Raw genomic sequence first — 20,082 nt, 5'->3', positions numbered from 1 at the left:
CAGCAGTGAAACGCGTCATCGCCGATGGTAGTGTGGGGCTTCCCCATGTGAGAGTAGGTCATCGCCAGGCACTTAATACCAGAAACCCCGGTCTCATTGAGGCCGGGGTTTTTGCATTGGGGCGGAGCGCAGCAGCAGCGTCACGACAAGACGGATAAACCCCAGGCAAAAGAAAGGGCCCGGCGCTCTCCCTGCGGCGGGCCCTGTCACTGACTTCCCTGTCAGCGGCTGTTGCCCGGTTACTCTATTTTGACAACAACGTGCCGTTGTTCAGTATTGTCTCAATGAATTGCTTCATATCGGCAGATGTCTCCGAATGCTTCAGCCCGAGGGCGAGGTTGGCCTGTAGAAGGCCTGATTTGTTGCCGCAGTCGTATAGCTCACCTGACATGGTAAAAGCGTGCAGGAGATCCCCTGACGCGACCAGTGACTTGATTGCATCAGTCAACTGTATCTCGCCACCGGCACCAGCTTGGGTTGTGCGCAACAGCTGCATGATCTTGCCCGGCAGAATATAGCGACCGACTATGGCAAGATTGGAAGGCGCTTCTGATCGCCCGGGCTTTTCAACCAGATTGTGCAGCTTCGAACTTGTGCCGACTGCAGGTGGCATACCACCGCAGTCAACGATACCGTAGCGTTCCACCTGGTCCTCGGGCACGGATTCGACCATGATCTGACCACACTGATGCTCATGATAATGCGCTACCATTTGCTTCAGATCGCTGAATTGGCTGTCAGAGTCGATCAGCATATCCGGCAACATAACGGCAAAATCTTCCTCGTCCCGAATCAGCTCCGCCGCACAGAGAACAGCATGACCCAACCCAAGGGCCTGATCCTGGCGTACTGAGATGAGCTGTGCACCGGCAGGCAGCGTATTGCGCACGGCATGCAGCAGTTCGTCTTTGCCCTTCGTAGCCAAAACCTCATCCAGTTCCGCATTACGATCGAAGTGATCCTCTATGGATGCCTTGCCGCTGCGCGTGACCAGAATGATCTGAGTGAAACCTGCAGCAACCGCTTCTTCAACCACATATTGTATGACGGGTTTATCGACAACAGGCAGCATCTCTTTTGGAATCGCTTTGCTGGCTGGCAAAACTCGAGTCCCAAGCCCGGCGACAGGAATAATGACTTTATTCAGCATCTTCGGATTCCTTCTCTCTTCGTGACTGCTCTTCCTGCCACTGTCGTAACGCTTCATAGTAGGTGTCCCACACGCAGGGCTCGCAGCCATTTTCGCAGCACTCTCCATCTGCAGGTGGTGTCGGTTTATCGCTCATCATCGACTCCGTTAAAATGACCCCCATTCTAACCGGTCCTGCCGCTGTGCTCCATGAACGGCTTCCTTGATCATGGCGGCAAGTTTTTTAACCCCGGGCCTTGCGAGCTCGCCATCAGTCAGAATCAGGTAAAGGTCAGCGTATCGTTCGGCACCGGTTTCAAGCTGCAGAGGCTTAAGCAGGCCGGCTTCAATCGCATCGGCTGCATGAGTCATTGGATACCATGCGTATCCGATGCCCTTGGATGCTGCCTTTATTGACGTGGCAACATCACTCAGTGTCCAGCGCTGGTCGGCTCCTAGCCAGCCAGCGTCATCATTACGGCTGCCGGAGTCACGCACCACCAGTTGTCGGTACTGGCGTAAATCGTCCAGGCTCAGGGGTCGGTTCAGTTGATGCAGGGCGTGTTCAGGGTGTGCGCATGCGAGAAAGCGGATCTGTAGCAAACGTTCACCCAGAAAACCAGGTGGTAGCCGGCCGCTGATTGCCATGTCCACATCCCGCTTGAGCACCGCTTCATCACTGCCGCTGAGCACGGTTTCAAGCAGAGTAATCCGTGTCTGTGGGTGGGTGGATGCGTAATTTGCGAGGGTGTCGAGCATCAATTCCTTCGGGAAAATGGTATCCATTGCGATATGAATTTGTGCTTCGTAGCCCATCCCGAACTGTTCTGCCAGTTGTTCTGCCTGCGCGGCCTGTTCAAGCAGACGCCGTGCATGATGACATAAGGCTTCGCCTGCCTCGGTAAGGACCGCACGGCGCCCCTCAAGGCGAAACACACGTACATTCAGGCCTGACTCCAGCTTTTGTACCGAATAGCTGATAGCGGACTGGCTTTTGCCAAGGCGTTCGGCAGCCTTCGCGTACCCGCCCGCATCCACTACCGCAAGCATTGCCTGCCACTGCTCCAGTGATATCTGCATAAACCCTCGAACGATCTATTTTATTGTTCAAAACAAGCATGATTTTACTGTTTTATATAGACCATGTTGATACGAAAATGTTGCTTTAATTGATGATCAAGGCTGGAGATTAACAATGGCAACCCTTCTTCATATTCGCAGCAGTATTTTTGGTGACACTGGTCAGTCGACCGCGCTGGCCAATGATTTCATTGCTCAGTGGCAGTTGCGCCATGATAAGGCGGAAATTATTACGCGTGACCTGATTTCAGATCCTTTGCCACAGTTGGATGCAGAGGTTGTATCGGCCTTGATGAGCTCAGCTGACAACCGTACTGCTAAGCAGCAGTCTATCGTGGATTTGGCGGATCGACTGCTGGCCGAAATGCGTTCGGCTGATCAGATCCTGATCGGTGTCCCAATGTATAACTTTGGTATTCCGGTGCAGATGAAGGCCTGGTTTGACCTGCTTGCTCGAAGTGGCGTGACATTCCAGTATACGGATCAGGGTCCTGTTGGCTTGCTTGAAGACAAGCCAGTGGTATTGATTGCAACGCGGGGTGGTCAGTATCGGGATGGAGGACAGGACTTTCAGATTCCATTTGTGAAACAGTTTCTGGGCTTTGTTGGCCTCAAGGATGTGCAAACCGTTTACGCAGAAGGTCTGAATATGGGAGACGTCATTCAGTCTGAGTCTCTTAGTGCTGCGCGCGCCGAGCTGCAGTCATGAGATGTTCTTATACCAAAACATAACTTTGCTGTTGCAGCGGCTTGTGGCAAGCTCATGAAAAATAACTACAAAAAAGCAGGACGCGACCTGTGTTTTTCTCACGCTTGCACCACAAACTGCTGTTGCTCTGGTTGCTCTCCCTCGCTGGGGCGCTGCTGTTTGTTGGCCTGATATTCACACTGCTGCTTGGGCATACGCGAGAGCAGCAATCACTCCATGAGCTGGAGCAGGCACGCCATTTCCTGACTGGGCGCTGGGACGCCACCCGGCAGGTTGTGCATGAGCAGCTTGAACAATTGGCTGGCCAGCCCGGGCTTGTTTTATCTGAATTACCGGATCAAAACGTGGGGCATGCAGCTGAAGCCGAACTGGAGTTGCTGGCACAGAGACTACTGCGCCGGCTCGAGGTTCGTGGTTTGGACTACCTCGCCATCCATGATGAACGGGGGCAATTGCAGGTCATGGCCTGCCGGTGTCAGGGAGGTGACCGCCTTTACGCCTATAATACCCGCCCTTTGGGGCGTATCGGGTTCCGTATACGGCCGTCAGATGATGAGCCTTCCTACCAGAGTCACTTTCTTCCATATGACCTGCAGCGACTGTCACCCTCCAATCAACCCGAGCCCATCATTACGCGGACACGGGACCAATTATATTTACTCGGCTGGCATAGAATGCCGGATGGTGCTCGGTTACAGGGCGGGGTTAAACTCAGTGGCGATGCAGTAGGCCGTTTGGCACACCGGCTTGAATATCCACTGCTGTTGCAGGCTGAAGAACTCAGTGTCGGACAGGGGTTCGAGTCGCGACTTTCATTGCAACGTCTGCAGCAGCTTGAACAGAGTCAGCAAGGCTGGGTCGGCACCGATGATGAGTATTACGGTGTTATCACGTTTGCGGAGTCGGGCATTGAGGCGCGTCTGATCTTTGCGGTGCCGGTTCAAAGCCTGGGTCATGAGCTTGAGACGCTTGGGCAGTCGATGCTGTTGCTTTTGCTGCTGGCGTTGGTCGGATTTACGCCGTTGGGAGGCTGGTTCATCAGTCGGGTGATTACGCGTCCGCTTGGCAAGCTGTCGCTTGCGGTACAGAACCTGAAGGAAGGCCACTATCAGCGTATTGAGGGGTTTGATCAAAAAAGTGACCTGGGTCGCCTGGCATCGTCATTCAATACGATGGTGACGGCGCTGAATGAACGTGAGGAGGCACTCAGGGACAGCAGTCGCGAACTGCGCCAGCTGTCGGCAGCACTGGAGCAAAGCCCGGCCTGTATTATTATCACGGATCTTCAAGGCTTTATTCAGTATGTGAATCCGGGGTTTTGCAGGGTTACCGGTTATACCTTTGCTGAAGTGAAGGGAAAGCCAGTCAGCCTGCTTAAGTCCTCTTCAACCCATGCAGACACCTTTGGTCAGCTTTGGGGCTCACTGAGCGGCAAGGGGGAGTGGCATGGTGAGCTGCTCAACCAGCGCAAGAATGGTGAGCAGTTCTGGGTGGCGGCTACCATTTCCGTCCTGCGTGACGAGCAGGGCGAGCCGGACCGTTACCTGGCCATTCAGGAAGACATTTCGCTGCGCAAAAGTTATGAAGAGCAACTCTTTCGCCGCAGCAACTATGATGCGCTGACGGACCTTCCAAATAGAGAACTGATTCAGGATCGTTTGCAGCAGGCACTTGAAATGGCCGAAGCACAGCACCACCAGGTTGCAGTGCTGTTCATCAACCTGTTGCAGTTCCGTCGAGTGAATGAAGTTCAGGGTCACCAGGCGGGAGATGAACTGCTGCGTCAGGCCGCTCGGCGCCTGCAGCAAGCGCTTTCGCCTCTGGAAAGCCTCGGTCGGATTGGCAGTGATGAGTTTGTGGTAGTCGTGCCAGAGGTGACGCGATTGCAGGCGATCGAAAATCTCAGTCGTTGTCTTCTGAAGCAGTTTGATGCCCCTTTCCAGCTCAATGAGGCTGAAGTCCGTGTTCCGGCCTGTATTGGTATTGCCCTGTATCCTGATGATGGATCACATGCGGATATGCTGCTGCGCCATGCCGATGCGGCAATGCAGCAGGTGCGTATGCGCAAGGAGTCAGGTTACTGCTTCTTCCTGGAAGAAATGAATGAGCATGCTCGGCGCTCACTGGAGATGGAGCAGGCGCTGCATGATGCACTGGAGCGAAACGAATTTGTACTCTGGTATCAGCCACTGCTTGATCTGAAAACCCGCCGCATTACAGGTGTTGAGGCACTTGTGCGCTGGCATCGTCCGGGTTACGGGCTGGTTCCACCGGACGAATTTATTCCAAGGGCTGAAGAAAGCGGTCAGATTTTGCCACTCGGACACTGGGTACTGGCCGAGGCCATTCGTCAGGCAGCCAGTTGGCAAAGACAGATGGGGCTGAAGCTGAATATCGCAGTGAATATTTCTCCCCGACAGATTCAGCAGCCCGATTTTGTGCAGCAGGTTAAACAGCTGTTGATTATTCATGAGCTGACGCCAGGCAGCCTGGAGCTTGAAATTACCGAGTCTATTTTTCTCGATATTGAAGCAGAAAGCCGTACTATTGAGACATTAAAACAATTGAGAAGTCTTGGTGTACGCCTGTCGATTGATGACTTTGGTACGGGGTTCTCGGCTCTGGGTTACCTGAAGCGTTTTCCTGTAGATATTCTCAAGATTGATCGCCAATTCGTGCGAGATATTCATATGGATCAAGACGCTGCAACGCTGTGTCAGGCGATTATCTGGATGGCCAGGGGACTGCACATGGAAGTGATTGCCGAGGGGGTTGAACTGGAAGAGCAACTCGACATTCTGGCTGAATCGGGAGCCGATGTAGTGCAGGGGTATTACATCGCGAAACCGCAGCCGGCTGAATGTCTGCCTCAGATCTTTGAACGATATGAAGACAGAAAGGCAATTTGACGTAATTTGAACTAGAAATTGGAGCGGGAAACGAGACTCGAACTCGCGACCCCGACCTTGGCAAGGTCGTGCTCTACCAACTGAGCTATTCCCGCATTTGGATGGCATCCCGTAGGGGGTTCGAACCCCTGTTACCGCCGTGAAAGGGCGGTGTCCTGGACCACTAGACGAACGGGACGCGGTACAATCAGACTGTGCCTGACAGCGGTGCGAATATTAATAACAGAGATTTTTCCGGTCAAGCGTTTTCTTTCGTTTTTTGTTATAGAATCAAAGTCTTCTGTTTAACTCGGATGGACATGTGCCGATGAGCCCGACTGAAACCGGCCTAATCATCGTGGCTGTAGTGGTGGTGATGGCGATGATAGCCTTCAGTATTCAGACGGTCGAAAATCAACGTCGTGAACGTCGCATGCGCCTGCTTATGCTGAAAGACCAGATTCGCCGGGCTGATCATCTGCTGCACACTTTGCCTGAGCATTACATCACCCGTGAGATTCGCGATGTGCTGGTCAGATATCTGCAGAATCGCTGGAAGCAGGTGATGGAGCTGGAAAACACACCTGAAAATCGACAGAAACTGTCTGAGATGGAAGCCTTCGCCGCTCAACCTTTACCTGTGGTTGAACATCCACCCGGTTCCATGACGTTGCACACTGATCGTAATCATGCTCAACGCACTGCGGCTCTGTTGCGGGAGCTGTTCCAGTTTTTGACAGAGCTGCAGAACGGCGGGCTTCTGCCTCCGGCCATAACGCGGGATGTTATTTACCAGGTGAAGGAAGCCTATACTCGTACACGCATTGATGTTGAGATCATGGAAGCGCTTGAAGTCGAGCAGCAAAGAGGACCGGCCCCAGCCTTGCCGCGCTATCGTACGGCAGCAGGCAAGTTGCAACGGCTCAATCAGACCCAGCAATTGGATCGCCAGATCTATGAGCTAAGTGCGCATATGGATAAACTCCAGGCGCTTGTTGAGCGTGAACGTCTGCTGCGCGAAGCGGAAGAGGAGCGTAAGCGGGCCGAAGAGGCAGCAAAAGAAGACAAGTTCAAGCCTAAATCGATTACAGACTATCGGCGTTAAGTATTCACGAAGCTGTCATAAATCTCTACAATCGCGTGCTTAAGAAATTGCTTATATAAAAGGCGCTTGCCAGCAAGGATGTGCCGTTTACAATGCCGAGGGAATCTGTGCCCCCACAAACGACCAGCCTTAACACCTCCGTTGATGAGCAGTTGCGCATCATGCAGGCGAGTCTTGAACATCTTTCTGATCTTGTGGTGGTGACGGATGCGGACCTGACGCCCCCAGGTCCGCGTATTGTCTATGTCAATCAGGCCGTTATTGAGCGTACGGGCTATGACCGTGAACGGTTGATAGGCGCCAGCCCGCGTCTGTTTCAGGGAAAAGATACCTGTAGAGAAGCGTTGAATCGAATCGGCAATGCCTTGCGCCGCGGTGAAAGGGTGCGCGAAGAGTTGCTGAATTATACCAGCAGTGGTGATGCGTATTGGATCGGCATCAGCATAGTGCCTCTTTTTGATGACAGCGGGCAGCTCACTCACTTTGTCAGTACCCAAAGTGATATTACCTCACGCAAGCGCATTGAATCCGATCTGCTGCTGTTTCGCCAGGCGATCGACCAAAGTCCTTCCAGCGTCATTATTACTGACAACAGTGGGCATATTACCTACGTTAATAATGGCTTTGAAATCAACTCCGGCTACAGTCGTGACGATGTTTTGGGGCGAACCCCCGGCTTTCGGGCCTGGGAACCTAAAAGTGAGGTTGAAAAGAGGGCTTTCTGGGACCGTCTGGATAGTGGTTTGCCCTGGCGAGGTGAGTTCGTTAATCGGCATAAACAGGGACATCGCGTGGTCAAGCGCGCCGTAGTTTCACCGGTGCGTAATATGGAAGGAAACATCAGCCATTTCCTGTCGGTCGAGCAGGATATTACGGCGGAAAAGGAGGCCCTGTCTCAACTGGAGTATTTGGCCTACCACGACCCCGTGACTCAGATGCCCAACCGTCGCCTGCTGCAGCAGAGGGTCGAAGCATTGCTCCATGCACCACTCATTGCCCCGTCAGCTGCACTGTTGCTGATAGATCTGGATGATTTCAAACGGATCAACGATGCGCATGGTCATGGATTTGGCGATCGAGTGCTGCAGAAAATCGGCTCTCGTCTGCAAAAACAGCTGTTAAGTGAGAGCGAATTGGTCGCTCGCCTTGGGGGTGATGAGTTTGGCGTGCTTTTGTGCGGCCGAACAACAGATGCCGAGTCTGACCTGATCTGGAGACTGGAGGCCTTGAGCCAACAGTTGGCCAGACCACTCAACATTGATGGTGAAACACTACTGCTTGCCGGCAGCATTGGTGTTGCCAGAATTCCGCAACATGGTCGCAGCTTTGTAACCCTGCAACGCAATGCCGATCTTGCTCTGTACAAGGCCAAGGCAGATGGTAAGGGAGGCTACGCCACGTTCACGGCGGAGCTGAACGTGGCGGCTCAACGCAGGGTAAGGCTTGAAGAATCACTTCGCCTCACGATTCTGCGGGATGAACTCAGCCTTGCTGTACAGTCACAGTTCGGGCCCGCTGGCGATATTCGGGGGGCCGAGGTTCTGGTGCGCTGGTTGCGCGGTCCGGAAGGCGTTCCGGTGTCGCCTGCTGAGTTTATTCCGGTGGCAGAAGCTTCCGGTCTCATCAAGCCTCTGACATTGACGGTGTTCAGGCAGGCGCTTGAGATTGCGGCGCAACTCAAGGCTGCCGGCTTGCGAATTCCGCTGTCAATCAATCTCAGTTCGGATCTGTTCCGTGATAGTGCGCTGATCGATGCACTGGTCGATCTGGTGGCTGATAGTGTTGTAACACCTGACGCGTTGATGCTTGAAATTACCGAAAGCCTGTTTATCGATACTCATCCGGACTTGTTGCGGAACATGGCGCGGCTGGCGGAGCTGGGGTTTGCCTTTTCATTGGACGACTTCGGTACAGGGTACTCCAATCTGGCCTATCTGAAACGTTTGCACTTGAGTGAGCTCAAGATCGATAAGAGTTTTGTGGATGGTTTACCGCAGGATGAAGATAACCGGGCCATTGTGCTTTCGATTATCTCGATCGCTCGCCAGTTAAGACTTAGAGTTGTAGCAGAAGGTGTTGAAACGTCTGCTCAGGCTGACTTTCTTGTCGCCCATGGCTGTGAGCTGTTGCAGGGCTATTTGCTTCACAAGCCATCGCCTGCCGAGGAGTGGCTGGGGCAGCTAATGGACGGTATAGAAAAAAACTGTCGAAAGGGGGTTGACCACTAAAAGGCCCATACGTAATATATGCGCCTCCTCGATGAGGAAAGCGAAAGCGCTCAAGACTGTGTCCCGTTCGTCTAGTGGTCCAGGACACCGCCCTTTCACGGCGGTAACAGGGGTTCGAACCCCCTACGGGATGCCACTCACTCGTGAGTGATAGTTTTGAGAGTAAAGCGGGAATAGCTCAGTTGGTAGAGCACGACCTTGCCAAGGTCGGGGTCGCGAGTTCGAGTCTCGTTTCCCGCTCCAAACGTTTTTGCAGGCTGCGTCCCATTCGTCTAGTGGCCTAGGACACCGCCCTTTCACGGCGGTAACAGGGGTTCGAACCCCCTATGGGACGCCACTCTCTGACAGAGATGCTATAGTAAAATCTCTGAAAGAAACATGCGGGAATAGCTCAGTTGGTAGAGCACGACCTTGCCAAGGTCGGGGTCGCGAGTTCGAGTCTCGTTTCCCGCTCCAAATTCAGTACAGATTGTCAGCACACAGTGTTTAATACGATAACCATCCGGCGAAAGCTGCATGGTTTTTTTCGTTTCATGGTCTGTACATTGGTTCCGTAAAGCAAAACCTCAGGCCGGGCATGCCTCGCGCAGAGGGGATGGCCCGGCATAGGTACAAGAGTGTCTTCAGTGTCGGGTGTCCGATGCATCCCCAAGAATGCTCTGTCGCAGTGACAGGTAATCTACAGGGGTGTTGCTGGCCTCAAGCTCAGCCTGTGTTTCATCAAGCTGCTGGAACTGCTCGATCTCCTCGTCGCTCATAAAGTGCAGACACTCGCCGCCAAACAGCCAGAAGAGGTCACGTGCCAATAGTGGTACGAATTGTGGGTAGCCACGTACCAGTCGGACCAGCAGGGTTTGGCCATCTTCGTATGCTTCTGGGCGATGATGTTCGAAATCATCCACCACTGCGGCAAACTGGTCCAGAAACTCAAGCTCCTCGCTGGCCTCGGCGTCCTTGAAGGTTGGCTGCTGAATCAAGTTGTTATAGGCGATCTTGAGCAGGTTCAGATGAAAGCTGTGGCGATCGGTCACGGGGTACTCCGGTTGTTGCAGTCACGGGAGCGGGCATCGGATGTCCGCGCAAACGGGTACAATGGGGGGCGGCGGTTGAAATTTCAATCCCCGGCCGCATCTACCCACATCTACACTCCATTCAAAGGCAAGGCATGACAACGGCGCTTTCGATACAGGATTTAAGAAAGGTATACGGTAACGGCTTCGAGGCTCTCAAAGGGATCTCTCTGGACGTGCAGCAGGGAGATTTCTTTGCCCTGTTGGGCCCAAATGGTGCCGGCAAATCAACAACGCTGGGGATCGTTTCCTCGCTGGTCAACAAAACGGCCGGCAAGGTCAGTGTGTTTGGTTACGATATTGATACCCAGCTGGCGCAGGCCAAGCAGTGCCTTGGGGTTGTACCGCAGGAGTTCAACTTCAACCCGTTTGAAAAAGTAGTGGATATCGTTGTCACTCAGGCTGGGTATTACGGTATTCCGCGCAGGCAGGCGTTGCAGCGTGCTGAAATTTACCTGGGCAAACTTGGGCTTTGGGAAAAGCGCGATGAGCGTGCTCGCATGCTGTCCGGTGGAATGAAGCGCCGCCTGATGATTGCCCGTGCGTTGGTGCATGAACCCAAGTTGTTGATTCTGGACGAGCCGACTGCAGGGGTCGATATCGAGCTGCGCCGTTCCATGTGGGACTTCCTGAGTGAAATAAACGCTGCAGGGACAACCATTATCCTCACCACACACTATCTGGAAGAAGCTGAAAGCCTGTGTCGCAATATCGCCATCATCGATCATGGCAGCATTATCCAGAACACCAGTATGAAAGCACTGCTGCAGAAGCTGGATACGGAAACCTTCATTCTGGATCTGCGCCAGGATTTTACCGAGCTGCCCAAACTTGATGGGTACGTGATCCGGCCGCGTGATGCACATACCCTTGAGGTCGATGTGCCAAAAGCGGCAGGGCTCAATGCGCTGTTCAGCCACTTGGCCGAGCAGGGGCTGGAGGTGAGCAGCATGCGCAACAAGGCCAACCGGCTGGAAGAACTGTTTGTGTCGCTGGTCGACAAGAATTTGAAACAGGAGTCAAAATGAATTCCCGGCTGCTATGGACCGCGTTCGTCACTATCGTCGTCAAGGAAATCCGTCGCTTTACCCGTATCTGGGTTCAGACCCTGCTGCCGCCAGCGATCACCATGACGCTCTATTTCATTATTTTCGGTAACCTGATCGGCTCTCGCATTGGTGACATGGGTGGCTTCGATTACATGGAATATATCGTTCCGGGCCTGATCATGATGTCAGTTATCACCAACTCCTACGGTAACGTGGTGTCCTCTTTCTTCGGCACCAAGTTTCAGCGCAATATCGAGGAACTGCTGGTCTCGCCGGTGCCCAATTGGATTATCCTAGCCGGCTATGTGATTGGCGGCGCCACACGAGGGTTGATGGTAGGCTTTATCGTGACCCTGCTGTCACTGTTTTTCACAAAGTTGCAGATCAACCACCTCTTCATCACTATTACTGTGGTATTGCTGACCGCGATTCTGTTTTCGTTAGGTGGTTTCATCAATGCCGTGTACGCCAAAACCTTTGATGATATCGCGATCGTACCTACCTTCATCCTGACCCCGCTGACCTATCTGGGTGGCGTGTTCTACAGCATCCAGCTGTTGCCGGGATTCTGGCAGGGGGTGTCACAGCTGAACCCGATTCTGTATATGGTGAACAGCTTCCGTTATGGCATTTTGGGCGTCAGTGACATCGATATCGGTTTTGCCTTCGCCATGATTATTGGGTTTATTGTCGTGTTGGGAGGCGTTGCCATTCATTTGCTGAATACTGGCAAGGGGATTCGAGAATGAGCGAACATGATCAGGTAAAGGCATCCCCGCTGGGGCAGGACACGGTCTACGTCAATGAGTACGACGCCTCGTTGCTGTACCCGATTCGGCGTGACCTGAACTGGGAGGTCAAGGGCGTAAAACGCAGTAGCCTGCCGTTTCGCGGACTGGATATATGGAATGCCTATGAGGTTTCTTGGCTGGACGCCGGCGGCAAGCCGGTGGTACGGCTGGCTGAATTTCGTATACCGGCCAGCTCACCCTGCATCATTGAATCCAAGTCGTTCAAACTGTACCTGAACTCTTTCAACCTGAGTCGCTTTGCACAGGAAAGCGAGGTGCGCGAGCGGATGCAGGCGGATCTGTCGGCGGCTGCAGGTGCGCCGGTGCAGGTCAAATTGATCCCGCTGACTCAGGCTGTTGAAGTGAGCCAGCTCAAGGGGCGATGCCTGGATGATCTGCCACTTCAGGTCGAGCACTACTCGCCGGCCCCTGAGTTGCTGAACGCCTCAGGTCCTGTTACCGAGGAAACTCTGGTCAGTCACTTGCTCAAGTCCAACTGCCCCGTCACCGGGCAGCCTGATTGGGCCAGTGTGCAGATCCGCTACAAGGGGGCTCAGATCGATCACAAAGGGCTGCTGGCCTATCTGATCTCCTATCGTGAACACGGCGACTTTCACGAGCAGTGTGTCGAAAATATCTTCATGGATATCTGGCAGCGCTGCCGACCGCAGAAGCTCAGTGTCTATGCGCGCTATGTCCGTCGCGGTGGTCTGGATATCAACCCCTACCGCTCCAGTATCAACGACGAGCCGCAGAACCTGCGCCTGTCACGCCAGTAAAAGGATAGTCTCATGGATGCACTCGACGCCCTGATCAACCGTACCTCATGCCCCCGCCTGGAAGGCCCGGCTCCAACGCCGGAACAGCTTGACCTGATGTTGCGTGCAGCTCTGAGAGCGCCGGATCATGGATCGCTGCGCCCTTGGCGCTTTATTATTACGGAAGGCGAAGGTCTGGTACGCATGGGTGAGCTGTTTGCCCGTGCCGCTTTGAAGGCTGATCCGGCGTTGCCGCAGGCAAGGTATGACAAATGCCTGCAAATGCCGCTGCGGGCGCCAATGATCATCACGGTAGTTGCTGTCACTCGAGAGCATCCCAAAGTCCCGCTGGACGAACAGTTAATCTCGGCAGGATGTGCGGCTCATGCCATCACCCAAGCGGCTTTCGCGCAGGGCCTTGGGGCGATGTGGCGCACCGGTGAAATGACCCATAACTCGCATGTGCGGTCAGGGCTGGAGCTGGCCGAACATGAGCAGGTAGTTGGCTTTATCTATCTGGGCCAGCGCTGTCGCGAGCGCGAGGCTCCGATGCTGGATCTTGGCGAGTTCGTGACTCGCTGGGAGGGCTGATGAAGACCGATACGGTTGAATTCCTTGGTTGGCTCAAGACCCAGATTCCACTGCTGGAACACCTGGGTATTTCACAGCTGACATGGGATGGTCAAACGCTGAAGATCCCCACGCCGCTGGCACCCAATGTAAACGACAAGGGAACCGGTTTTGGCGGTTCTCAGGCGGCGATCGCCACTGTAGCGGGGTGGTGCCTGACGACCCTGTGTCTCAAGGAGCGCGGGCTGGAGTGTGACGTGGTGATCGCTGACAGCCATCTCCAATACCTCAAGCCGGTTACGGCGGATTTTGTGACACAAGTTGAGCTGATCGACACCGCCGCTTCTGATGCCTTGGTCGAGCGTGTAGTGGAGCGGGGCAAGGGTAAGCTGGCGTTGGTGGTAGAGGTCATCTGCAATGGTCAGGTCTGCATGCGTCTGGAAGGACTCTATGTCGCGATAAGGCGCTAAGGCCTGTTCCTGTTTTAGACGGTGGCCTACTTGCCCTGCCGGGTCGCCGTGATAGTGCGACTGAGCAGAATGACCGGCACAATTCCAACCAGCACAATCAGCATCGCAGACAGTGCACTGGTTTCCAGCATTTCATCTGACGCATACTGGTACACATAGGTTGCCAGCGTATCGTAATTGAACGGTCGCAGAATCAGAGTGGCCGGCAATTCCTTCATGGAGTCGACAAAAACTACCAGAACGGCCGTTAACAATCCGCCTCGGATCAGTGGCAGGTGGACGCGCCGGAGGGTTTGCAGTGGGTTAAGGCCTAGAGAGCGTGATGCCATGTCCATGCTGGGTGTAACTTTGGCCAGTGATGACTCCACGCTGCCGGTTGATACCGCCAGAAAGCGCACGGAATAGGCAAATACGATGGCGAAGGGTGTACCGCTCAGTAGCAGGCCCGTACCAAAGCCGAAGTGACGTTGCATGAACGCGTCGACGCTGTTGTCGAAAGCCGCCAGAGGAATAATGACACCGATCGCAAGAACTGCACCTGGCAAGGCATAGCCCAGGCTGCTGAAGCGAGCGGCCACTGTAAGCGAGCGTTGCTGCGGATAAAGTCGCTTACTGTAGGCCAGTACAACTGCTATCACGACTGTCAGTGCAGCAGCCAGAGCGGAAAGGGTAAAGCTGTGCACTGCATTGGCAATAAAGCCGGGCTCGGCGAACTGGTCCAGCCGCCGCAGTGCATAGCTTCCGAGCACGATAAAAGGAATTGCAAAACCGAGCACGACCGGCAGGGCGCAAGCCAGTGTCGCCATCAGTTGTCGTGCGGGGCTGAGGCGGAAGCGTTCAATTGAACGGAACCGGTCGGAGCCGCTGAACTGACGCTGACGGGCGCGTGCAATGCGCTCAAGTGAAATCAGCAGTACTACAAACAGCATCATCAGGCTGGCAATCTGGGCGGCGGCTCCGAGGTTGCCCATGTTCAGCCAGGCATCATAGATACCGGCAGACAGACTTTTGACCGCGAAATAATCAACCGTGCCAAAGTCGTTCAGGGTTTCCATGGATACCAGTGCAAGGCCCACAGCGATGGAGGGCCGAGCAATGGGCAGCGAGATGCGCAGAAAGCTCTGCAGCGGAGTGCAGCCAAAGATGCGGCTGGCATCCCGAATGCTCATCGACTGTTCAAGGAAGCTGGCGCGAGCCAGCAGATACACATAGGGGTAGAGGACCAGCGTCAGCATGGCGATGGCGCCGCCAAGGCTTCGAATATCGGGAAACCAGTAGTCGCGCGCAGTTTGCCAACCGAACAGCTCACGCAATGTGCTTTGTACCGGGCCTGCATATTCCAGCAGATCGGTGTAGAGGTATGCGATCACATACGCGGGCATGGCGAACGGAAGCAACAGGGCCCACTCAAACAGGCGCCGACCAGGGAAATGACACATGGTCACAAGCCAGGCGGTACTGACACCGATTACGACTGACAGGCTGCCGACACCGGCCAGCAACAGCAGGGTAGAGCGGATGTAAACCGGCAGTATGGTATCGACCAGATGGGGCCAGATGTTTTCGGTGGGAAAAAGCGCCAGCCACAGAACGGCCAGAACCGGCAGCATCACCAGCAGAGCGCTGCCCCAGGCAATGGAATACCAGCCGGGCATGTAGCGGCGCGGCTTGCGGGTATCAACCAGCGGGGCAGTTGCGGTAGCGGTTTCAGACATAGGACGGTGAACGCACAGAAACGGTAGCCGGGAAGACTACCGCTTCAGGTCGCAGCTGTCGATTGTCAGGCGCGAATCAGTTGTCAAAGCCGACCTTGTCAACCAGTCGTGATGCTGTTGCGCGGTGTTTGACTACATCACCCAGGTTGATGTCATCAGCCTTGAATTCACCCATGTGCTCCTTGAGCAGGGCAGACCACTCGATGCCGGGACGCACCGGGAACTCGTAGTTTACTTCCGCGTACATTTTCTGGGCCTGCTCGCTGGTCAGGAACTCGATCAGCTTGATGGCAGCTTCAGGGTTGGGCGCATGCTTGGCCAGTGCCGCACCAGAGATGCTCATGTGCGCACCGCGACCATCCTGGTTCGGGAACAGCAGATTGACCGATTTGGCCCACTCGATCTGCTCCGGCTCTTCCTGGTTGGTCAGCATCTTGCCATAGTAGTAGGTATTGCCCAGCGCAACATCGCACTGTCCTTCCATAACCGCCTTGACCTGGCCGCGGTCATTACCCTGTGGGCGGCGTGCCAGATTATCCTTCACGGCGCTGAGCCACTGCTCGGCCTGCTCTTCGCCCTTATGTTCAATGATTGATCCGATCAGGGACAGGTTGTAGGAGTGTTTGCCACTGCGGGTGCAGACACGGCCTTTCCATTTCGGATCGGCCAGGTCTTCATAGGTCTGGATCTCACCCGGCTCCACACGATCCTTTGATGTGTAGATGATACGAGAGCGTGCCGTCAGACCAACCCAAAGGTCATCCTTCGAGCGGTACTGAGCCGGTACGTTTTCTTCTACGGTGCTGCTATTGATCGGCGCAACCAGTTGACGCTCGACCGCATCGTGCAGTGGGCCGACATCCGAGGTCAGAATGACATCGGCTGGAGAGTTGGCACCCTCGTGCTCCAGTCGTTCCAGCAGGCCGCTTTTGGAGAAGATGACATTGGCCTTGATGCCGGTTTCGGCGGTGAACGCCTCCAGCAGAGGCTTGATCAGGAACTCTTGCCGATAGGAGTAGATGTTGACCTCATCGGCTGCCTGCGCAACGGCGCCAAAGGTAGAAAAGGCCAGACCAGCAAGAAGGGCGTGTTTCGCGTTCATGTACATCTCCATCGGTTGTGGCGTGAGCCATGTAGTCCGAATATCAAAAACTTAATGCGAATTATTATCACTGTTTGCGTTCAAGTCAATGCTAGTGCATCTGATTCTTGTTTCCGCTAGAGATTAAAATAGTATATAGATGTAAAGGGAGAGCATATATTGAGGCAGATCATACCGGCAGCGGAAACAGACGCGACAGTAGAACGGGGACAGCGGTTTCAACCCGTAAAATGCGTGGCCCCAGATGAATGGCTTGCAGGCCAGCCTGCTCCAGCTTTTCCACCTCATAAGCGATAAATCCGCCTTCAGGACCAATAGCCAGAGTGGTTGGTGTATCCATCGGAGCCGGGCAAGGTGCCGCGTTGTAGGGGTGAGCCACCAGTGCGCGGGTATTGTGGGCCAGTGTGGGCAATTCATCTTCCACAAAGGGTTTGAACCGCTTGCGAACCTCCACCCGGGGCAGGCGGGTGTCACCGGACTGCTCCAGCCCCAGCAGCAGGTGTTCATGCAGGCGTTCGGGGTGCAGCAGGGGGGTGGACCAGTAGCTTTTATCGACACGGTAGGAGTTGATCAGCCACAGCTCCTTGACCCCCAAAGTAGCGATCGTCTCGATGCAGCGCTTGAGCATTTTCGGTCTTGGCAGGGCCATTACAAGTCGCAGAGGCAGTACAGGAGGCGGAGCCTGATTCAGTCTCACCTCAAGTTCCGCACTGTGCTGATCCAGGTGGATCAGTGTTCCCTGCCCGATCAAGCCATTGAGAACTCCCACCCGGAAATGTTCACCAACCTGTCCACGGTGAACCTCCTGCAAGTGGCGCAAGCGGCGGCCGTCGAGGCGGACTCGGTGCGGCCCGATAAAGTCTGAGGTATACAGCAGAATCAGGTTCACGGTAGTTTCATCATGCAGGCTGAAAACCGGCGATCATAGCATCCCTGCCGGACCGGGGTCAGTGTTCAATCACTATCCAGTTTTTTCAATCGATAGGCCAGCTGCGGCCGAGTCATCCCCAGCAGACGAGCCGCCTTTGAAACGTTGCCCTCAACGCGGTCCATCGCGGTTCGGATCAGTTGCTCTTCCATTGCTTCCAGGCTGAACTCTTCGCTCAATAATTGATCGCACAGCAGGTCCTGCGGCAGCATGCCGCTGTCTGATTGCAGCGGCTGGCGGTCCAGCGGCAGGCGCTCGGCCCCCAGGGTTCCATTGCGCTTGATACTGTTAAGCGGATGAGTCGGCTCCGATAATGAGGGGAAAAACGCATCCAGATCGATAGTGTGATTGTTATCGGTCAGAATTACACCGCGTTCGATCATGTTTTCCAGCTCGCGGATATTACCGGGCCACTTGTAGTTCATCAGGGCCTGCATTGCCAGATCGGATACACCCAGCGTGCGCTTGTTGTACAGGGTGTGATACTTCTCGAGAAAATGCTCAATCAACAGCGGAATATCCTCTGTGCGGTCTCGCAATGGTGGAATATGCACCGGATACACATTGAGTCGATAGAACAGGTCAGGGCGGAATTTGCCGTTGCGAACCGCCTCTTCAAGATCTTCGTTGGCAGCAGCCACCACACGCACATCGATGCGGCGGGTACGGGTATCGCCCACCCGCTCCATTTCGCTTTCCTGCAGCACGCGTAACAGACTGGCCTGGGCGCGCGGTGATAGCTCGATCACTTCATCCAGGAAGATTGTGCCGCCGTGAGCGCGCTCGAATTTGCCTTCGCGGGACTGAACCGCACCGGTAAAGGCTCCCTTCTCAACCCCGAACAGCTCGGCTTCAATCAGGTCCGGAGGAATACAGGCACAGTTGACCGCCACGAACGCCTTGTCGGCGCGGTCTGAGCTGAGGTGCAGGCCGCGGGCGACGATCTCCTTGCCGACGCCGGTTTCGCCCTGCAGCAATACCGTGACACGACTGGATGACGCGCGACGGATCAGCTGACAGACATGCTTGAAGGCACCCGACCGCCCCACCGAGTTGAACAGCAGGTCTTCACTCTGGTCAGAGTTTCGGAAGTTGTCGCGCAGATCGCTCAGCTGGCTCTGCAGCGAGAACAGCTCTTCCGCAATGGGATCCGGCAACAGATAGCGTTCCAGTTCGGCCTGGTCATCCCACTCCTCGGCCGGTTTGCCGACGATATGGCAATGCTCATGTCCCATACCGACACATTGCGTTTCCTTGAAGATGACCGGCTGTCCCATGAAATAGGTGGTGTAGCCGCTGGCGTAACCAATGAGGGTCCAGCAAATGGGGTCTTCCGAAGGGCCAAAGTCGTGCAGGTGCACATCGGCCTCATATGAATCGAACCAGTCGAATTCTCCCTGAAAAACGTCATTATCAAGGTCGATATTCAGTGAAACGGGTTTTACGTTGACCATGCCTTTGATGCAGTGCAGCTGAGGTCCGACAAAGAAAGCATCTTCCTTTGACATATCCGGTCTGACCTTGGCGACCAACTCGGCGTCTTTCCACCCGGAGTGGTATCCAAACCGCATCAGGAATCCCTTGGCACGGTTGATACCCAGGGTTTCAATCAGCTCCTTGCGCAACAGGCCCATAACGCTGGAATGAATCATCAGCATGCGCTGTTCGTTGAGCCAGATTTTGCCCTTGTCACTTTCAAAACGAATTTGTGAGAGCAAGTCTCCGCTGCCCGGAAACTCCAGTTCTTGTGTGGTGGCCATAATTGTTTTTATACCGGCTTTGTGTGAGCGATGTTCAGTGAGCAGGCCCGTAGCCCTTATTTCATTGTTGAGATATTTGATGATGATTTGGAAGCGAAACCATAGAAACTAATACTAAAGTAGTATGAGGGTGGTTGGTCTCAATACAACTGAAAGTGACCATTTCATCAAAAAAAAGCCTGATTTTTCATGAAATGATTATTTCATCAGTGCCTGGGTGCTATGTGCGCAACGCTTTGTTGCGTGAATAGCAACATGATCTGGCTTTTAATTATTTCTTTTAAATCAATTGCTTGGCTTTTGTCTTGTGTCTGTTTTGATGCTGTTTCGCCAATCTGGCACAGCAGTTGCTCTCATGCATTGATGAATGCATCCGCCGAAGAGCAGAGGATAACAATGACAAAACTCACACTGCACTCACGCAACGATGACCTGCCCAAACGCTCGGCTTTTGATCGTTTGACCAAATACATCCGGGTACGCAGTGAGCCTGGATCGCGTTTTGTCGAGTTCGATTTTGCCATTGGTGATCCTTCACTGTTTGTGGAGCTGGTGATGCCAAAAGGCGCCTTTGATGAATTCTGTGCCGCCAACGATGTGGTGCACATGACCGAAGATCAGATCCGTGAAGTCGATTCCGAAATGGAAAAATGGCGCTACGGCGAAGATACGCTCATGTCTCACAACCATGATCGTGATTCCGAATAACAACAACTGCAGCTGGGAAGAG

18 protein-coding genes and 6 tRNA genes are annotated in these 20,082 nt (G+C 54.2%); 14 read left to right on the top strand and 10 right to left on the bottom strand.

Going from position 1 to position 20,082, the window contains the following annotated elements:
• Positions 1–244 precede the first annotated feature (244 nt).
• Genes galU through ABIE60_RS15735 form a run of 3 tightly spaced genes read right to left on the bottom strand, consistent with a single transcriptional unit; the run spans position 245 to position 2,209 of the window.
• A complete protein-coding gene (galU, locus tag ABIE60_RS15745; RefSeq protein ID WP_354470453.1) occupies positions 245–1,207 on the bottom strand; it encodes a UTP--glucose-1-phosphate uridylyltransferase GalU in 963 nt (320 codons plus the stop codon).
• Positions 1,140–1,286, bottom strand: coding sequence for an oxidoreductase-like domain-containing protein (locus ABIE60_RS15740; protein ID WP_354470452.1), 147 nt, complete (start codon positions 1,284–1,286; stop codon positions 1,140–1,142). The genes galU and ABIE60_RS15740 overlap by 68 nt, the downstream gene beginning before the upstream one ends.
• 11 nt (positions 1,287–1,297) lie before the next feature.
• Positions 1,298–2,209 carry a LysR family transcriptional regulator gene (locus tag ABIE60_RS15735; RefSeq protein ID WP_354470451.1) on the bottom strand — a complete coding sequence of 304 codons (912 nt, stop codon included), beginning with the start codon at positions 2,207–2,209 and terminating at the stop codon, positions 1,298–1,300.
• A 115-nt stretch (positions 2,210–2,324) separates the two neighbouring features.
• On the opposite strand from ABIE60_RS15735, the gene ABIE60_RS15730 reads away from it, so the two are divergent.
• Entirely contained in the window at positions 2,325–2,918 is a 594-nt protein-coding gene (locus ABIE60_RS15730) for an FMN-dependent NADH-azoreductase (RefSeq protein WP_354470450.1), read from the top strand.
• Between the two features lie 89 nt (positions 2,919–3,007).
• Positions 3,008–5,827 (top strand): putative bifunctional diguanylate cyclase/phosphodiesterase, encoded by a 2,820-nt coding sequence (locus ABIE60_RS15725; protein WP_354470449.1) that lies wholly within the window; start codon positions 3,008–3,010, stop codon positions 5,825–5,827.
• Positions 5,828–5,846: 19 nt separating this feature from the next.
• Here ABIE60_RS15725 and ABIE60_RS15720 read toward each other — a convergent pair.
• Both ABIE60_RS15720 and ABIE60_RS15715 read right to left on the bottom strand, forming a co-directional pair.
• A tRNA-Gly gene (locus ABIE60_RS15720) sits at positions 5,847–5,922 on the bottom strand.
• 7 nt (positions 5,923–5,929) lie between these two features.
• Positions 5,930–6,005: transfer RNA gene (locus ABIE60_RS15715), tRNA-Glu, on the bottom strand.
• A 129-nt stretch (positions 6,006–6,134) separates the two neighbouring features.
• Between ABIE60_RS15715 and ABIE60_RS15710 the strand changes: the two genes are divergently transcribed.
• From ABIE60_RS15710 to ABIE60_RS15685, 6 genes are all read left to right on the top strand, one after another.
• Positions 6,135–6,911, top strand: coding sequence for a hypothetical protein (locus tag ABIE60_RS15710; RefSeq protein ID WP_354470448.1), 777 nt, complete (start codon positions 6,135–6,137; stop codon positions 6,909–6,911).
• Positions 6,912–7,003: 92 nt separating this feature from the next.
• On the top strand, positions 7,004–9,139 hold the full coding sequence (locus ABIE60_RS15705) for a putative bifunctional diguanylate cyclase/phosphodiesterase (protein ID WP_206835519.1): 2,136 nt from the start codon (positions 7,004–7,006) through the stop codon (positions 9,137–9,139).
• Between the two features lie 60 nt (positions 9,140–9,199).
• Positions 9,200–9,275: transfer RNA gene (locus ABIE60_RS15700), tRNA-Glu, on the top strand.
• A gap of 31 nt (positions 9,276–9,306) precedes the next feature.
• Positions 9,307–9,382 (top strand) — tRNA-Gly (locus ABIE60_RS15695).
• Positions 9,383–9,400: 18 nt separating this feature from the next.
• Positions 9,401–9,476: transfer RNA gene (locus ABIE60_RS15690), tRNA-Glu, on the top strand.
• A 43-nt stretch (positions 9,477–9,519) separates the two neighbouring features.
• A tRNA-Gly gene (locus ABIE60_RS15685) sits at positions 9,520–9,595 on the top strand.
• Between the two features lie 167 nt (positions 9,596–9,762).
• Here ABIE60_RS15685 and ABIE60_RS15680 read toward each other — a convergent pair.
• Entirely contained in the window at positions 9,763–10,170 is a 408-nt protein-coding gene (locus tag ABIE60_RS15680) for a PA2817 family protein (RefSeq protein ID WP_354470447.1), read from the bottom strand.
• A gap of 134 nt (positions 10,171–10,304) precedes the next feature.
• Here ABIE60_RS15680 and ABIE60_RS15675 point away from each other — a divergent pair, with 134 nt between their 5' ends.
• From ABIE60_RS15675 to ABIE60_RS15655, 5 genes are read left to right on the top strand one after another with little or no spacing between them, the layout of a single operon-like run.
• Entirely contained in the window at positions 10,305–11,237 is a 933-nt protein-coding gene (locus ABIE60_RS15675; RefSeq protein ID WP_091824605.1) for an ABC transporter ATP-binding protein, read from the top strand.
• On the top strand, positions 11,234–12,007 hold the full coding sequence (locus ABIE60_RS15670) for an ABC transporter permease (RefSeq protein WP_091824608.1): 774 nt from the start codon (positions 11,234–11,236) through the stop codon (positions 12,005–12,007). Before ABIE60_RS15675 ends, ABIE60_RS15670 begins: the two co-directional genes overlap by 4 nt.
• The gene (gene queF / locus ABIE60_RS15665; protein WP_091824610.1) at positions 12,004–12,828 is read left to right on the top strand and encodes an NADPH-dependent 7-cyano-7-deazaguanine reductase QueF; all 825 of its coding nucleotides are present in this window, start codon (positions 12,004–12,006) and stop codon (positions 12,826–12,828) included. The genes ABIE60_RS15670 and queF overlap by 4 nt, the downstream gene beginning before the upstream one ends.
• Positions 12,829–12,840: 12 nt before the next feature.
• The gene (locus tag ABIE60_RS15660; protein WP_354470446.1) at positions 12,841–13,398 is read left to right on the top strand and encodes an NAD(P)H nitroreductase; all 558 of its coding nucleotides are present in this window, start codon (positions 12,841–12,843) and stop codon (positions 13,396–13,398) included.
• Positions 13,398–13,847 carry a YiiD C-terminal domain-containing protein gene (locus ABIE60_RS15655; RefSeq protein ID WP_354406844.1) on the top strand — a complete coding sequence of 150 codons (450 nt, stop codon included), beginning with the start codon at positions 13,398–13,400 and terminating at the stop codon, positions 13,845–13,847. Before ABIE60_RS15660 ends, ABIE60_RS15655 begins: the two co-directional genes overlap by 1 nt.
• A gap of 26 nt (positions 13,848–13,873) precedes the next feature.
• Here ABIE60_RS15655 and ABIE60_RS15650 read toward each other — a convergent pair whose 3' ends face one another.
• The 4 genes from ABIE60_RS15650 to ABIE60_RS15635 form a co-directional block, all read right to left on the bottom strand.
• On the bottom strand, positions 13,874–15,562 hold the full coding sequence (locus ABIE60_RS15650; protein ID WP_354406846.1) for an ABC transporter permease: 1,689 nt from the start codon (positions 15,560–15,562) through the stop codon (positions 13,874–13,876).
• Positions 15,563–15,638: 76 nt separating this feature from the next.
• Positions 15,639–16,664, bottom strand: coding sequence for a Fe(3+) ABC transporter substrate-binding protein (locus ABIE60_RS15645; RefSeq protein ID WP_091824621.1), 1,026 nt, complete (start codon positions 16,662–16,664; stop codon positions 15,639–15,641).
• Between the two features lie 169 nt (positions 16,665–16,833).
• Positions 16,834–17,553 (bottom strand): 16S rRNA (uracil(1498)-N(3))-methyltransferase, encoded by a 720-nt coding sequence (locus ABIE60_RS15640; RefSeq protein WP_091824624.1) that lies wholly within the window; start codon positions 17,551–17,553, stop codon positions 16,834–16,836.
• Positions 17,554–17,618: 65 nt separating this feature from the next.
• Positions 17,619–19,352 carry a sigma 54-interacting transcriptional regulator gene (locus ABIE60_RS15635; RefSeq protein WP_354406849.1) on the bottom strand — a complete coding sequence of 578 codons (1,734 nt, stop codon included), beginning with the start codon at positions 19,350–19,352 and terminating at the stop codon, positions 17,619–17,621.
• Positions 19,353–19,748: 396 nt separating this feature from the next.
• Here ABIE60_RS15635 and ABIE60_RS15630 point away from each other — a divergent pair, with 396 nt between their 5' ends.
• Complete coding sequence (locus ABIE60_RS15630) at positions 19,749–20,060, top strand: phenol hydroxylase subunit (protein WP_354406852.1); 312 nt, start codon at positions 19,749–19,751, stop codon at positions 20,058–20,060.
• The last annotated feature ends 22 nt before the right edge of the window (positions 20,061–20,082 follow it).

The sequence above is a fragment of the Marinobacterium sp. MBR-109 genome (assembly GCF_040547565.1).
Classification (GTDB): domain Bacteria; phylum Pseudomonadota; class Gammaproteobacteria; order Pseudomonadales; family Balneatricaceae; genus Marinobacterium.
Note: the sequence above shows the minus strand (reverse complement) of the source record. Positions and strands in the feature narration are given on the sequence as shown.

Excerpts from the sequence above, each read along its gene's own strand:
- galU (WP_354470453.1), bottom strand. The coding sequence starts at position 1,207 with ATGAAGCGTTACGACAGTGGCAGGAAGAGCAGTCACGAAGAGAGAAGG.
- ABIE60_RS15740 (WP_354470452.1), bottom strand. The coding sequence starts at position 1,286 with ATGAGCGATAAACCGACACCACCTGCAGATGGAGAGTGCTGCGAAAAT.
- ABIE60_RS15735 (WP_354470451.1), bottom strand. The coding sequence starts at position 2,209 with ATGCAGATATCACTGGAGCAGTGGCAGGCAATGCTTGCGGTAGTGGAT.
- ABIE60_RS15730 (WP_354470450.1), top strand. The coding sequence starts at position 2,325 with ATGGCAACCCTTCTTCATATTCGCAGCAGTATTTTTGGTGACACTGGT.
- ABIE60_RS15710 (WP_354470448.1), top strand. The coding sequence starts at position 6,135 with ATGAGCCCGACTGAAACCGGCCTAATCATCGTGGCTGTAGTGGTGGTG.
- ABIE60_RS15705 (WP_206835519.1), top strand. The coding sequence starts at position 7,004 with ATGCCGAGGGAATCTGTGCCCCCACAAACGACCAGCCTTAACACCTCC.
- ABIE60_RS15675 (WP_091824605.1), top strand. The coding sequence starts at position 10,305 with ATGACAACGGCGCTTTCGATACAGGATTTAAGAAAGGTATACGGTAAC.
- ABIE60_RS15670 (WP_091824608.1), top strand. The coding sequence starts at position 11,234 with ATGAATTCCCGGCTGCTATGGACCGCGTTCGTCACTATCGTCGTCAAG.
- queF (WP_091824610.1), top strand. The coding sequence starts at position 12,004 with ATGAGCGAACATGATCAGGTAAAGGCATCCCCGCTGGGGCAGGACACG.
- ABIE60_RS15660 (WP_354470446.1), top strand. The coding sequence starts at position 12,841 with ATGGATGCACTCGACGCCCTGATCAACCGTACCTCATGCCCCCGCCTG.
- ABIE60_RS15655 (WP_354406844.1), top strand. The coding sequence starts at position 13,398 with ATGAAGACCGATACGGTTGAATTCCTTGGTTGGCTCAAGACCCAGATT.
- ABIE60_RS15650 (WP_354406846.1), bottom strand. The coding sequence starts at position 15,562 with ATGTCTGAAACCGCTACCGCAACTGCCCCGCTGGTTGATACCCGCAAG.
- ABIE60_RS15645 (WP_091824621.1), bottom strand. The coding sequence starts at position 16,664 with ATGAACGCGAAACACGCCCTTCTTGCTGGTCTGGCCTTTTCTACCTTT.
- ABIE60_RS15635 (WP_354406849.1), bottom strand. The coding sequence starts at position 19,352 with ATGGCCACCACACAAGAACTGGAGTTTCCGGGCAGCGGAGACTTGCTC.
- ABIE60_RS15630 (WP_354406852.1), top strand. The coding sequence starts at position 19,749 with ATGACAAAACTCACACTGCACTCACGCAACGATGACCTGCCCAAACGC.